This window comes from Nonomuraea sp. MTCD27 (assembly GCF_041950495.1).
In the GTDB taxonomy this organism is placed as follows: Bacteria; Actinomycetota; Actinomycetes; order Streptosporangiales; family Streptosporangiaceae; genus Nonomuraea.
The window spans coordinates 168,526-182,418 of sequence record NZ_JBGNUW010000020.1 but is presented as its reverse complement, the minus strand read 5'-3'; the positions used below and the strand labels follow the sequence as shown (position 1 = coordinate 182,418).

Sequence of the window (13,893 nt, the reverse complement as noted above, 5' to 3'; positions counted from 1 at the left end):
AGGCACAGTACGTCGGGCTGAGTTCGTCGCACGCACCCAGGGCCGGGTCAGAACGACCGGTAGTCGCGCGCCGCCATCCGGGGCCCCCGCGCGGGCGGGCGCAGGCCGGTGAGCCAGACCAGGACCGTGGCGCGGTGCCGATGCCCCGCGTACGGCTCCAGCAGCCGCATCATCCCCGGATCGTCGGTCTTCTCCCCGGTCAGGGCATAGCCGACGAGCTTGGCCAGGTGGAAGTCGCCCACGCTGACGGCGTCGGGATCGCCGAAGGCGCGCTGGCGCACCTCGGCCGACGTCCACACCCCGATCCCGGGCAGCGCGCGCAGCAGCCGGTCGAGCTCCTCCGTGGTGGCGGCCGCCTCCAGCTTGTCGGCGTGCCAGGCGGCGTTGGCGATCGTTCTGGCGCGTACCGCCTCGGCGCCGGCCCGGTGCCAGTGCCAGCTCGGGATCTGCCGCCACACCGCGGGCTCGGGCACGACCCGCATCCCCTCGGGGGCCGGCCCCGGGGCGGGCTCGCCGTAGCGGGTGAGCAGCCACCGCCAGGCCCGCCACGCCTCCCGCCCGACGACCTTCTGCTCCAGCACGGCAGGTACGAGGGCCTCCATGACGCGCCCCGTCCGCCCGAGCCGCAGGCCCGGATATTTCCTGACGACCTCCGCCAGCACCTCATGCTTGACGCTAAATCCGGAGATATCGTCTTCCGCCCCCACGAGCGCCGGCAGCGCCTCCAGCACCCACCCCGCCCCGGGCCCCCACGCCTGCCCGTGCACGCACCCGGCCCTGACGCTCACCCTGAGCGTGCAGGGCCCGTCGGGAGTCCTGGAGGTGCGCCACACGGAGCCGTCACCGCTCTGGCGCCAGGTGGGATCGCCGCTGCCGCGCTTGTGGGGCTGCAGCGCCAGCCCCACGTCCAGCGGCCCCTCGGGCACCCACCTGCGCTCCATCACCCGTCCAGTCTGCCGCGCTCCCTCCGCTGCTCGCACCGGCCGGCACCCGTCACCGAGGCGTGCCGTCCCTCGGGGCCACCTGCCAGGAAGCCCCGGGAGCACCTGAGCCTCAGCGCCCGGGAAGCCGCCGGCGGCGGGAGGTCGCCGGAGAGCCGTGTGCTGTCGCTCGCGGGTGTGCTGCCGGTCGGCGGAGCCAGGCCGGGGGTCAGACGTCGCTGGAGTAGCGCATCGCCCGTTCGGGCAGCTCGATGCCCGGCCAGATGCGTACGCCGTTCTGCAGCTCGTTGCCCGCCCCCACGACGGCGGCGTCGCCGATGACCGCGTCGCGCACGACGGTGCCCGCGCAGATCCGCGCTCCCCGCCCCACCACGGAGTCGGTCACGGAGGCCCCGGCCTCGACCACGCAGTCGTCGCTCAGCACGGACCCGGCCACCGAGGCCCCGGCCTCGACCACGGCCCGCGCGCCGACCACCGTGCCGCCCAGCACCTTCGCCTCGGGCGAGATGCGGGCCCCCTCGAGCATCAGGTATTCGCCCGTCGGCCCGGGCAGCGCGGGCGAGGCCAGCCGGCCCAGCACCAGGTCGCGCGAGCCCTGCACGTATGCGCTGGGCGTGCCGACGTCGAGCCAGTAGGTGCGGTCGGCGTACCCCAGCACGAGCCGGCCCGACTCGATCAGCCCCGGGAACGTCTCGCGCTCGACCGACACGACCTCGTCGCGCGGGATCGAGTCGATCACCGACCGGGTGAAGACGTAGCAGCCGGCGTTGATCCGGTTGGTCACGGGATTGGGCGTCTTCTCCAGGAAGGCCGTCACGCGCCCCGCCTCGTCGGTCGGCACGCAGCCGAACCGGGTGGGATCGTCCACCTCTGTCAGATGGAGCGTTACGGCGGCCTGGCGCGCACGATGGAGGCGCACCTGCTCGCCGATGTCGTGCCCGGACAGGATGTCCCCGTTCAGGATGAGCACGGGGTCGTCGGGGCCGGCCGCGAGCGCCTCGGCGGCGTTGCGGATCGCGCCGCCGGTGCCCAGCGGCGTCTCTTCCGTCATGTATTCGAGCGAGAGCCCGAGCGCCGCCCCGTCACCGAAGGCCGGCTCGAACATCGACGCCTTGTACGAGGTCGCGAACACGATGCGGCGCACGCCGAAGGATCGGGCGCGGGCCAGCTGATGTGCCAGGAACGGCACCCCGGCGGTCGGCAGCAGCGGCTTGGGCGTGCCCAGTGTCAGCGGACGCAGGCGCGTGCCCTGCCCCCCGACCAGGAGGATCGCCTCGAGGTCTGGCAAAGAGCTCTCCATCACTCCGTGAGGTTACCGAACTATTCGATTGCGCGTTGATAGGAGCTGAGATGCGCCTCCGCGGAGGCTTCCCACGTGAATTCGCGAGCTCGGGCCAGCCCGGCCTCCTGCAGCTGCTTCCTCCGCTCGGAGGAGGCCAGCAGCTGGCCGAGCGCCGTGGCGATGCTGTCGGCGTCCGGCTCGGTGTAGGCCACGGCATCGCCGCCGACCTCGGGCAACGAGGTGCGATGCGTCGTCAGGACCGGGGCGCCGCAGGCCATGGCCTCCAGCACCGGCAGCCCGAACCCCTCGCCGCGCGAGGGGAAGGCCACCACGAGCGCCCCGCCCAGGAACCCGGGCAGGTCGGGGGCGCGGAGATAGCCGGGCCTGATCACTCTGACCGTGGCCTCGACCTCCCGGCAGGCGGCGTCCACGTCGTCCTCGTGCACGCCACCGCCGATCACCAGCGCCGGCGGCCGCTCCAGCCGCTTCACGGCGGTGGCGAAGCCGCGGATGAGGTTGGGGACGTTCTTGCGCGGATCGAGCGCGCCCAGGAACGCCACATAAGGCTGTCCGTGCAGCCCGCATCTCATGGCGGACCGGCGGATCTCCTCCTCGCTCGGCGGGTAGAACTGGGCCAGGTCGACGCCGTGGTAGGCGACGTCGATGCGGGTGGGGTCGGCGGACAGCACGCGTACGAGCTCGTCCCTGGTCGCCTTGGACGGCACGATCACCCGGCGGGCGTGGCGTACGGCGGTGCGGGTGGCCGAGCGGATGAACGAGGCGCGCGGGCCGAGCTGGTCGGGCTCGGTGAACCAGGTCGCGTCGTGCACCGTCACGACGATCGGCAGGCCCGAGCTGAGCGGGATGGAGTAATAGGGCGCGTGGATCAGGTCCGCTCCCGCCTGGCGCGCGAGCAGGGGCAGTCCGGTCTGCTCCCAGGCCAGCCTGGTGGCTCTGTTGGTGATCGCGACGGGCCCGGCGATGACCTGGGCCGAGGGCGCGAGGCTCCGGTATCGTTCAGCTTCGGCTCGCTGGCAGACCACGGCCAGGTCCGCACCCGCCCGATCGAGCGCGGCCACGAGCCCGTCCACATACCTGATCAACGCGCCGCGGTCCGCGGGGACCGCCGCCGCATCGACGAGCACTCGAGGCATACGCAGATCTTCTCCCCTCAAGATCAACGTGGGACTGGGCGTCCCCCTCTAAAGTTCAGCTTATGACCAGCCTCCCCTAAATCGTGGGCCAAATCACACCGAGTCGCGACGCGCCGCAATTCCCGCCAAGCCTGCGCAGATCAGATCGCCCACGATGATGACAATGCGGGACGAAAGCGCCACCGCAATTGCGGAGCCCCGATCCAGATGAGGCGCCAGCACGGCAACCATGGCAATCTCCCGCACGCCCGCGCCCGCCGGGACGACGAACGTCAGGATCCCCAGGCACCACGACAGCGCGAAGGCTCCCACGGCGAACAGCGGGCCGCCCTGGGGGGCGATGAAGTAGAGGTGGACGCCGTAGGCGATCCAGCCGGTCAGCGCCCAGCCGAGGGCGGTCAGCATGCCGCGCCTGGTGAGGGGGCGTTCGAGGGGCTCGCGCTTGAGCCGGCGCAGGGCGTAGCCGATGACGCCGTTGACGACCTTGGGCTCCAGCAGGACGAGGAGCAGCGGGATGAGCAGCAGCAGCCAGCCGTAGCGGTCCCAGCCCAGCGTGACGAGCGTGACCAGCAGGCCGGTGGCGAGCTGGATGGGCATCATCAGGAAGAACGCCGCCGCGCTGCGCGTCCGCGGCACGCCGAGGTCGCGGCCCATCTCCATCTGGGCGAGCACGGGCCAGACCGTGCCGGGGATGTATTTCCCGAGCTGGCCGACGAAGAACACCTTGGCCGCGGGCCGCGCGGGCAGCGGCGAGCCGAGGTCGGCCAGCAGCGTACGCCAGGTGAGCATGGCGCCGAGCAGCGCGGCGACCACGGCCACCAGCGACCCGGCCAGCGCGGGCCACGACAGCCTGGCGAACCCGGCCACCACGGCGTCCCACTCCCGGGCCACCGCGTACCCGCCGAAGCCGAGCGCGACGGCCAGGAACGCGTATCTGACCAACCGGCGCTTCGCGGGACGCCGCGGCACGGCCTCCACGGGTGCCTCCGCCGGGGCCTCCACGGGGGACTCATCGGCGCTCACAGCGGGCGGACCCGCTCCGGCGGCTGCGGCAGCGCCGCGCCGACCGGCCGCCGCGGCGTCTTGGTGGCCACCCACAGGTACGTCGGCACCACCGGCAGCAGCAGCCTGAGCACCTCGCGCGGCGCCCGCGACAGCACGGTCCTGACCACCTTCCCCAGCACGCCGGGGAACAGCTCGCCCCCGGCGAACCGGGTCGGCGTGGCGAGCACGGGGAAGGTGTAGTCCCACACGTGGAAGGCGCTGAGCATCCTGCGCAGCCCGCGCCGCGTCCTGAACCGCTCGTAGTAGTGGTCGGCCCGCCCGAACGCCCGCACGTAGCGGTCGGCCAGCGCGGGCGGCAGGTAGGACAGGAACGGCAGCTTGTAGTGCGGCTCGATGACGCCGAGCCGGTTGCCGAGCCCGAGATAGAGCACCCCGTCGTCGGACAGCACCCGCCGCATCTCCGCCACCACCGCGTCGGGGTCGACGACGTGCTCGTAGATGTGGTTGAACACCAGCACGTCGATCGAGCCGTCGGGGAACGGCAGCGCGGTGCCGTCGCCGCAGACGAAGGCCACCCGCTCGCCGAACCGGTCGGCGGCCTTGCGCAGCCCCGGCACGTCGATGTCGATGCCCAGCGTGTGCTTGGCCCCGGCGTGCGCCAGCTCGTCGGCGATGAACCCGGCCGAGCAGCCCACGTCGCCCACGGTCTTCCCGCCGAGCGGCCCGTGGAAGTGCTCGAGCACCGCGATGATCTTCGCCGCCTTCCGCCTGCGCTTCTCCTCGTCGAGCATGGCGGACTGGAACTCTGAGTATTCGAGCTGCGCGACCCGTTGCTTCACCACGGTTCCCCACCGTACCGACCTCTGTGCCCATCCGACGTCAAACGCCTTCGGTACGGTGGCCGACCTGGCGTCGTCTGGCTATACCAGGTGAACCGCGCGTAACCTGAGCCAATGCTCCGCCGCCTGCTGCGCATCTTCCTCGCCCTGGTCGCGCTCGGTTTCCTGGGCTACGGCCTGGCCGCGAACTGGCACGAGACCACGACCGCCGTGGCCGCGATGTCGCCGTGGGCGGTGCTCGGGGCGTTCGCCGCGGTGCTGCTCGGCCAGTTCTTCATGCTGCTGGCCTGGCGGGAGATCCTGGCCGGGCTCGGCACCAGGGTGCCCGTGCGGATCGCCGGGCGGATCATGTTCGTGGGGCAGCTCGGGAAATACATCCCGGGCGCGGTGTGGGCGTACGCGGCGATGATGGATCTCGGCCGCGACCACGGGAGCCCGCCGCGGCGCACGTTCGCGACGATCTCGCTGGGGCTGGTGATCAACATCGGGGTGGCGATCTCGATCGCCGCGGTCACGCTGAGCGGGCTGGAGGCCGTGCGGGAGGCGTGGTACCTCGTGCTGCTGGTGCCGGTGATCATCGTGTGCCTGCACCCGAAGGTGCTCACCTGGGGGCTCAACCTGGCGCTGCGCATCGCGCGCAAGGAGCCGCTGGAGAGCGTGCTGCCGGGCCGTACGGTGGTCGTCGCGGTGGCGTGGACGGCGCTCGGCTGGTTCGTGTACGGCCTGCACATCTGGCTGGTCGCCGGCCGCGCCGACCTCTACGTCATCGCGACCGGGGCCTACGCGTTCGCCTGGGCGACCGGGATCCTCACCGTGGTGGTCCCGGCCGGGGTCGGGGTCAGGGAGGGCGCGCTGGTGCTGGTGCTCGGGCCGATCATCGGCACGCCAGCCGCGCTCGCGGTGGCGATCGTGTCGCGGCTGGCGTTCACGCTGGCCGACGCGGCGGCCGCGGGCATCTCGTTCCTGCTGGGCCGTCAGGCGCCGAGCAGCGCCCCCGCGTACGCCGACCAGAACGGCTCCGGATCGACCGCCTTGACGCCCGACCGCAACCTCTCGGGCTCGCCGGAGGCGTAGAACCGCTCGATCGCCCGGCGCAGCGCGCCGGCGTCGCCCGGCTCGACCAGCAGCCCGTCCACGCCGTCGGTGATGTGCTCGGCCAGCGCGCCCACCCGGGTCGCGATCACCGGCACTCCGTGCTCGTGCCCGAGCCAGACGTTCTGGCTGGCCGTCGCGGTGCGGTAGGGCAGCACGAGCGCGTCGGCCGCGGCGAACAGCTTCGGCACGTCCGCGGCGGCGACGTATCCCGGCCGCAGCTCCACCCGGTCACCGAGGCCCAGCTCGGCGATCAGCGCCTTCGTCTCGTCGAGCCCGCCCCAGAACTCGCCCGCGACCGTCAGCCCGATCCCCTCGGGCAACGCCCGCAGCAACAGGTCGAGCCCCTTGTACGGGCGCACGATGCCGAAGAACAGCAACCGGCGGTGCACCTCGGCCGACCGCTCGCCGGTGGTCGAGGGCAAATGGGGCGGCAGCCCGGCCACGCTGACCGGTTTGCCGGTGAGCCCCCTGGCCAGGTCAGCCTGCTGCTCGGAGTGGGCCAGCACGCCGTCGACCCGCTTGAGCAGCGCCTTCATCAGCGGCTCGTCGTAGGGCTTCCGCTCGTGCGGCAGCACGTTGTGGCAGAGGGCGATCGTCCTGACTTTACGCCCGATCCCGTACAGGATTCCGAGATAGGCGGGCACCTGCACCGGGCTCAGCACCGCCAGCACCACCAGGTCGGCCGACCGCAGCCGCCGCCCGGCCGCCACCCACCCGTCGGGCCGCCGCCAGTCGAGCCGGCGCACGGTCTTGGGATAGGGCGTGCCCTCGGGCGCGGAGATCGTCTGCTGCCCCGGATAGAGGAACGACGGGTATTGCGCCCGCCACGACTCGATCACCACGTCGTGGCCGAGGGCCGCCAGGCGGTGCGCCAGCTCGGTGGTGTGCTGCGCCCCGCCCCCCTTGTACGGATAGGTCGGGCCGACGATCGCGATCCGCAACGTCACTCTCCCCGCGAGCGCACGATCAGGTCGGCGAGCAGCGCCACCGATCCGATCAGCATCCCGGACAGGAAGATCATGACGGTGTTGGCCGGGAAGTAGAACGGGTGCTGGATCATGTCCCAGACGCCCTTCACGAACCCGATGGCCACCAGCCAGAGCGCGGGCGGCATGAGCACCTTGAGCGGGTTGAAGTACATGATCATCCGCAGGACCTGCAGGATGTAGCGGTAGGCGTCGGAGACGAAGCTGAACTTCGACTTGCCGGCCCGCTTGGCGTAATCGGTCGGCAGGTAGTAGATGTCGTGCTGGTTCATGAGGAACGACAGCGTGATCGTCGTGACGCACGAGAACCCGGGGGGCAGCAGCCGCAGGTAGGGCCGGGCCACCGACTTGCGGAAGGCCCGCAGGCCCGAGTTGAGGTCGGGGATCTTCTGCCCGGCCAGCATCTCGGCCACCTTGCGGATCACCCACTTGGCGGGCACGCGCAGCAGCTTGTGCGAGCCCTCCTCGCTGGTGCGCGCCCCGACCACCTGGTCGATGGTGGCGTCCTTCTCCAGGATCTGCACCAGCTCGGGGATGCGCTCGTTGGCGTAGGACATGTCGGCGTCGGTCCAGACGACGATCTCGCCCTTGGCCTCCTGCGAGCCGATCCGCCGCACGGTGCCGGAGCCGCCGTTGCGGTGGAAGGCGCGGATGCGCAGGTGGGGATAGTGGGGCGCGGCCTCCTGCAGCTTGGCCAGGGTCGCGTCGGTCGAGCAGTCGTCGACGGCGACGAGCTCGTAGGTGTAGCCGCTCGAGTCCATCGCCTTGGTGATGCGCTCCACCTCGTCGATGACATGATCCTGCTCGTTGTAGCAGGGCAGGACGATCGTGACGTACGGCGCTTCTTCCACGGCAGTTCCACTCTTGGGGGTCTCAAGCGTGCTCACGGGGGTCGAGGTTACTCTGCCCAGCCGGAGGCCGGGTCCACATCCCACCAGTGGGAGCTCCCGATTCGAGCACTCCCACCCACCAGTCTGACCCATCCGGTCACGCTGATCGGCCGAACCGGTCAGGCGACCGCCATCCACACCTCCATCTCCAGGGTCCACGTGCCGTTGGGGGCGTCGAGGAGGGAACGCTCGTCCTGCCGGGTGACCAGTGCCAGGATCCGCGACGGCGGCCCGTAGAGCGCGACCTGCGCCTCCTCGGCGCCCAGCACGACGGGTACGCGGCCGGCCGCGCGCACGCGCTCGATCTGGCGGCGGATCTCGGCGTCGGGCGCCAGGTCCGAGTCCGTACGGGCCACCCGGGCCGCCGGCCGGCCGCACATGCCGCGTACGACCTGGGTGAACCGCTCGCCGGTGACCCGCTCCACGAGCAGCACCGAGGCGTCGGCCGGGATCCTGGCGCACATCGCCTCGACCGCCGCCGCCTCGCCCCGCTCGACCGGCGTGAACGCCGTCCCGATCGAGGTCACGGCCGGCGGCACGAGCACCAGCACGACGGCCAGGGCCGTCCCCCACCGGTGCACGCGCGGCCCGTGCCGCTCGAAGAGGTTCCGCAGCCGGGACAGGGCGTACGCGGCGAGCAGGATCATCCCGGGGATCACGATGGGGACCAGGCGGCGGGCGGCCCACGGGTGGTCGGGGGTGATCTCGGGGCGCAGCAGCGTCGTGACGGTCGTCCAGCCCACGACCGCGAGGGGCAGCAGCCACACGAGGGGCGTGCCGTCGCGCAGCAGCCTGCGGACGAGCAGGGCGGCGGCGAGCGTGGCCAGCACGACGGTGGGGGCGCCGACGTACCAGACCACCCAGTGCAGGGAGTCCTCGAAGTAGAGCCGGTGGCCGTCGACGGGCATGCCGTTGGCGCGCTGGATCTGCACGATCATCTCGTACGTGCGCCGGTCGTCCGGGTTGGCGGGCACGCGGGTGACGGTCTGCAGCCACGGGCGGGCGTACAGGGCCGCCATCAGCAGCACGACCAGGCCCGCCCCCGCCGCCGGGGCCCATCCCGGCAGCCGGATCCGGGCCAGGGCGGGGGCGGCGGCCGTACCGGCGAGGATGAGCACGAGGACGGCGGCGCAGATGAGCAGCAGCGGCCGGACCGACCCGGACAGATAGGTCAGGTACGGCCGGGCCAGCAGGTACGCGGCCAGCATCCCGATCCCGCCCCCGGCCACCAGCCCGGCCAGCATCGGCAGCCCCAGCACCCCCTGCGGCCTGCCGAACCGCCGCATCGCGAGCAGCAGCCCCGCGAACGCCAGCACCGGCAGCACGTCACGCAGCCCGTCCACCCTGACCAGCACCGCCAGCCCGGCGACCAGCCCCGCCAGCAGCCCCCGCCCCCACGCCGGCCGGGCGAGCGCGTCGCATGCCAGCGCCAGCCCGCCGAACAGCAGGATCAGCGACGGGATCTCGCTGAACGTGGTGCGCGAGGTGTAGAGGACGGGCAGGCTCACGGCGAAGGCCACCGCCGCCACCACCGCCCACCGCGTCCCGGTCAGCCGTGCCACCACCCCGGCCAGCGTGAGCACGGCCAGCGCCCCCAGCACGGCGGGCATCACGAACGGCGCGCCCAGCCAGTTGCCGATCGCGAACAACATCGGCGGCCCCGGCATGAACTGCGGCACCACGGCCCCGTCCACGGCGTAGAACCCGACGCTCTCGAACATCAGCTTCGGATCGGCCCCGCCGAACGCCTCGGCCTGGGCGGGGACGGGCAGGGAGCCGTGGCCCGCGATCCAGGCGGCGTACTGGGCGTAGGTCGCCGGGTCGCGCCGGACGGCGACCTGCTCGCTGTGCATGACCGCGTTGAACACCCCGGACGCCACGGCCACCACCACGACCCCGGCCACCGGCCACGCCCAGGCCAGCACCCCCCAGAAGCTCCGCAGCTCGCCCCGGCCCATCACGGGGCTGACCACGGTCTCCGTGGCGTTCTCCACGCCCTTCTGCGTGGTGCCCCCGGCCGTCGCGGCGCCCAGCCCTCTCGTCCCGGCCCAGCACAGCAGGGCGGCGGCGGGCACCCCCAGCAGCGCGGCGAGCACCGGCTCGAACCGGCCGAGCAGCAGCAGCGGCAGGCCCGCGAGCAACCAGCCCGCCACGGCCAGGGCGGGCAACACGGACAGCGCGGCGAGCACCCGGCCGGGTCGATCGAGTTCCATCGGTCAGCGAGCGTATCCAACGTCGCGCCCGCCCCGTCCCGGCCGGGGCCGGGCACGCGTGTCCCCAGCCGCGGGAAGCCGGGCGGCTCCGGCGGTGGAGGCACGGGGTGCGGGCGATCGCGGGTAGCGTACGCGAGGTGCCGGAGAAGCGGGAGGACGTGCGGGTGATGTCGGAGGCTCGCGCCGGGGAGTCCGCCAGGCCCGGCCGTGGCCGGCGCCGCCTGCCGCGCGACCCGAAGCGGTGGGCCCGGCGGATGGCGGGCGAGCTCAGGAGCCGCACCCTGCGAGCGGCGCAAGGGTCGAAGCCGTGGGCGCGGCGGCACAGGTGGTTCCTCGCCGTCCTGGCCCTGGGCACGGTCCTGCGGGCCCTGGCCATGCTGGGCTACCGGCCCGCCCTCTGGTTCCCCGACTCCTACACCTACATCGTCACCGTCTTCAGGCCCCGCCCCGACCTCGTGCGGCCGGCCGGCTACTCGATGTTCCTCAAGCTGCTGGAGCCCCTGCACGCGTTCGGCGCGGTCACGGCGGCGCAGCACCTGCTGGGGCTGGCCACCGGCGTGCTGGTCTACCGGGCCGCGCGGAGGGCTCCCCGGTGGGTGGCGACGCTGGCCACGGTGCCGGTGCTGCTGGACGCCTACCAGGTCGAGCTGGAGCACCTGCTCGTCTCCGACACGCTGTTCATGTTCCTGGTCGTGGCGGCCGTGGTGCTGTGCCAGGCGCGGCGGCCCGCCACGGTCGTGGCCATCGGACTGCTGCTGGCGGCGGCCACGCTCACCAGGACCGTCGGCCAGCCGCTGATCGTCGTGCTGGCGGGCTGGTTCGTGCTGCGCGGGCGGATCAGGCCGGCCGGCGTGCTGCTGGCCGCCGCGCTGGTGCCGATCGTCGCGTACGGCGCCTGGTTCTACGCCACCTACCAGCGCGTCGGCATCGTCGGCGCGAACGGCGTCTTCCTGTACGCGCGCACGATGTCCTTCGCCGACTGCGCCGAGATGGACCCACCGCCCGACCTGAGGATCCTGTGCGACCCGCGCCCGCCCGAGCGGCGCCCGCCCTCGCAGGAGTACATCTGGGCCAAGGACTCCCCCCTGGTGCTGCGGCCGGGCATCACGTTCTCGAAGGAGAACGACGACCTGGCGGCCCGGTTCGCGACGCTGGCGATCACCAGCCAGCCGCTCGACTACGCCGCCTCGGTGCTGACGGAGCTGGGGCGCACGTTCACCTGGGGCCGTCCCGTCTATCCCGATCCCGAGGTCTACGCCTACTACCAGTTCCCGGTGACGGAGCCCGGACCACCTGGGCGCTATCCCGCGCAGGTGGGCGCCGAATATGCCAAGCTCTACGAGCAGGGTGCGATCGGCACGGAGATCGTCGAGCCTCAGGCCGGATGGCTGCGGGCCTACCAGGGCATGGCGCGGCTGCCCGGCCCGGTGCTCCTGGGGATCTTGCTCGTGCCACCGGTGGCGGCGTTCGCCCGCCGGCGCGGCGGAAGGCGCCTCGCGGCGGGTCCGGAGTGGCTGGTGCCCTGGTCAGCGGCCGTTGTGCTGCTGATCACACCGGCCGCGGCGGCCGAGTTCGACTACCGGTACGTGTTGCCGGCCGTACCCCTGGCCTGTTTGGCGGCGGCCCTGAGCATCAGGCCTGACGTGCGGGAACAGTCCGGAGGCAGGAAAGAGTTTGGCGATGATATTCCACCCAATGTCCGGCTCTGAGTATGCTGTGCCGCGGAAACATCACGCCCAAGTCACGGCCGTTCCCCACGATCGTGGCTCGAGGCACGCCGTACGTGACCTAGTCTCGTGGCGCGGAGCGACCAAGCCGGCGGCGCAAGGAGTGAGGCTAGGGGGCGTATGAGTGACTACAGGAGCGTGCCGGTAGTCGATTCTTTGCAGGACCGCCGAGCGGCCCCCACGCAGCCGGGCAGCAGGATGGCGCGCAGAGCGGCCGCCGCGGCCGCGCCGCCACCGCCGCCCGACGACCGGCCCCCGCGCGGTCACCGCTCGGGCGGCCAGGGCGGCGGCCAGGCCAAGATGCGCGTGCTGGCCTGGGTCAGCATCGGCGTCACCACGGTGATGGTGGCGGGCGCGCTGACCGGTTACACGATCTACCGCGACACCTTCGGCAACATCAACGAGAAGAGTGTCAAGGAAGACATCATCAACCCGCGTCCCCCGGACACGGGCGCGCTCAACGTGCTGCTCGTCGGCTCCGACACGCGTGCCGGCCAGGGCAACGCCAGATACGGCCAGCAGCTCGCCCGGCAGGCCGACGCGGGCGGCAAGCGCACCGACACCATCATCCTCATGCACATCTCCCCCAACCGGGACAAGGCCCGCCTGATCAGCTTCCCGCGGGACTCCATGGTGCAGATCCCCAGGTGCAAGAACGAGGCCACCAAGCAGGAGATGGCCCCGCGCCGGGACATGATCAACTCGGCGTACAACTCCGGCGGCATCGCCTGCACGATCTCCACGATCGAGACCCTCACCGGCATCCGCGTCAACCACTTCGTCGAGGTGGACTTCAGCGGCTTCAAGAACATCGTGGACGCGCTCGGCGGCATCGAGATCTGCCTGAAGTCGGGCGTCAACGACAAGGCCTCCAAGCTGGTGCTGCCGCCCGGCAAGAGCCTGCTCAACGGCGAGAAGGCGCTGGGCTACGTACGCCTGCGCAAATACGGCGACGGCAGCGACATCCAGCGCATCAAGCGCCAGCAGATCTTCCTGAGCAAGGTCGTCTCCAAGGCCACCAGCAGCGAGCTGCTCACCGACGTGGGCCGGCTCAGAGACTTCATCGCGGCCGCGGCCAGCTCGGTCACCATGGACCCCGAGCTGGCCAACGACACCGAGCAGCTCATCCAGATCGCCACGAGCGCCAAGGAGATGACCGCCAACGGCGTCAAGTTCACCACGGTGCCGTGGGGCCCCGATCCGGCCGACCCCAACCGGGTGGTCTGGAAGGAGCCCGACGCCACCGAGTTGTTCACCTCGATCAAGACCGACACCGAGGTCACGACGCCGGAGCCGAGCGCCAGCGCCAAGCCCAAGGTCACCATCAAGCCGGAGCAGGTACGGGTCCAGGTGCTCAACGGCACCAAGACCATCGGCAAGGCCCGCGAGGTGGCCGACGAGCTGGCCAAGCAGGGCTTCAACATCGTGGGGCTGGGCAACTACGAGGCGCCCGGCGGCGCGAGCCTGGCGAAGAGCGAGATCCACTACGCCAAGACGATCGAGGCGGCCGCGGACCACGCCATCACGCTGGGGGGTTCGGTCCTGCCCAAGCCGCAGGCGGCGTCGGGCAAGGTGCCGGCGACGAACGCGCAGCCGTACACGACGACCGCCACCACGGCGGGAGCCGCGCCGAAGGGCACGCCGATCATCCAGCTCGTGGTCGGCGAGGACTTCGACTCGGTCAAGGTCACCAAGCTGCCCGACAGCGTCAACAACAGCACGATCACCGCGTCCGAGCAGAAGAACGTCTGCACCTAGAGG

The 13,893-nt window shown here is 71.9% G+C and carries 11 protein-coding genes; 3 read left to right on the top strand and 8 right to left on the bottom strand.

Features of this window, described 5'->3' with window-relative positions; genetic code table 11:
* Window positions 1-47: 47 nt before the first annotated feature.
* From ACBJ59_RS45785 to ACBJ59_RS45765, 5 genes are all read right to left on the bottom strand, one after another.
* Entirely contained in the window at window positions 48-941 is an 894-nt protein-coding gene (locus tag ACBJ59_RS45785; protein ID WP_375116407.1) for a DNA-3-methyladenine glycosylase family protein, read from the bottom strand.
* Between the two features lie 208 nt (window positions 942-1,149).
* The gene (locus ACBJ59_RS45780) at window positions 1,150-2,241 is read right to left on the bottom strand and encodes a sugar phosphate nucleotidyltransferase (RefSeq protein WP_375116361.1); all 1,092 of its coding nucleotides are present in this window, start codon (window positions 2,239-2,241) and stop codon (window positions 1,150-1,152) included.
* Between the two features lie 20 nt (window positions 2,242-2,261).
* Window positions 2,262-3,377, bottom strand: a complete 1,116-nt coding sequence (locus tag ACBJ59_RS45775; RefSeq protein ID WP_375116360.1) for a glycosyltransferase family 4 protein — start codon at window positions 3,375-3,377, stop codon at window positions 2,262-2,264.
* A 93-nt stretch (window positions 3,378-3,470) separates the two neighbouring features.
* Window positions 3,471-4,379 (bottom strand): lysylphosphatidylglycerol synthase domain-containing protein, encoded by a 909-nt coding sequence (locus ACBJ59_RS45770; protein ID WP_375116359.1) that lies wholly within the window; start codon window positions 4,377-4,379, stop codon window positions 3,471-3,473.
* A 17-nt stretch (window positions 4,380-4,396) separates the two neighbouring features.
* Entirely contained in the window at window positions 4,397-5,224 is an 828-nt protein-coding gene (locus ACBJ59_RS45765; RefSeq protein WP_364127697.1) for a class I SAM-dependent methyltransferase, read from the bottom strand.
* Window positions 5,225-5,335: 111 nt separating this feature from the next.
* Here ACBJ59_RS45765 and ACBJ59_RS45760 point away from each other — a divergent pair, with 111 nt between their 5' ends.
* Window positions 5,336-6,295, top strand: coding sequence for a YbhN family protein (locus tag ACBJ59_RS45760; RefSeq protein ID WP_375116358.1), 960 nt, complete (start codon window positions 5,336-5,338; stop codon window positions 6,293-6,295).
* Here the strand turns inward: ACBJ59_RS45760 and ACBJ59_RS45755 are convergent.
* The 3 genes from ACBJ59_RS45755 to ACBJ59_RS45745 all read right to left on the bottom strand — a co-directional run bounded on the left by ACBJ59_RS45755 (window position 6,196) and on the right by ACBJ59_RS45745 (window position 10,405).
* A complete protein-coding gene (locus ACBJ59_RS45755; RefSeq protein ID WP_375116357.1) occupies window positions 6,196-7,257 on the bottom strand; it encodes a glycosyltransferase family 4 protein in 1,062 nt (353 codons plus the stop codon). The genes ACBJ59_RS45760 and ACBJ59_RS45755 overlap by 100 nt on opposite strands.
* A gap of 2 nt (window positions 7,258-7,259) precedes the next feature.
* The gene (locus ACBJ59_RS45750; RefSeq protein WP_375116356.1) at window positions 7,260-8,189 is read right to left on the bottom strand and encodes a glycosyltransferase family 2 protein; all 930 of its coding nucleotides are present in this window, start codon (window positions 8,187-8,189) and stop codon (window positions 7,260-7,262) included.
* A 122-nt stretch (window positions 8,190-8,311) separates the two neighbouring features.
* Complete coding sequence (locus tag ACBJ59_RS45745; RefSeq protein WP_375116355.1) at window positions 8,312-10,405, bottom strand: hypothetical protein; 2,094 nt, start codon at window positions 10,403-10,405, stop codon at window positions 8,312-8,314.
* Between the two features lie 107 nt (window positions 10,406-10,512).
* On the opposite strand from ACBJ59_RS45745, the gene ACBJ59_RS45740 reads away from it, so the two are divergent.
* Entirely contained in the window at window positions 10,513-12,114 is a 1,602-nt protein-coding gene (locus ACBJ59_RS45740; protein WP_375116354.1) for an ArnT family glycosyltransferase, read from the top strand.
* A gap of 216 nt (window positions 12,115-12,330) precedes the next feature.
* Window positions 12,331-13,890: an LCP family protein gene (locus tag ACBJ59_RS45735; protein ID WP_375116353.1), complete on the top strand. Its 1,560-nt coding sequence runs from the start codon at window positions 12,331-12,333 to the stop codon at window positions 13,888-13,890.
* The last annotated feature ends 3 nt before the right edge of the window (window positions 13,891-13,893 follow it).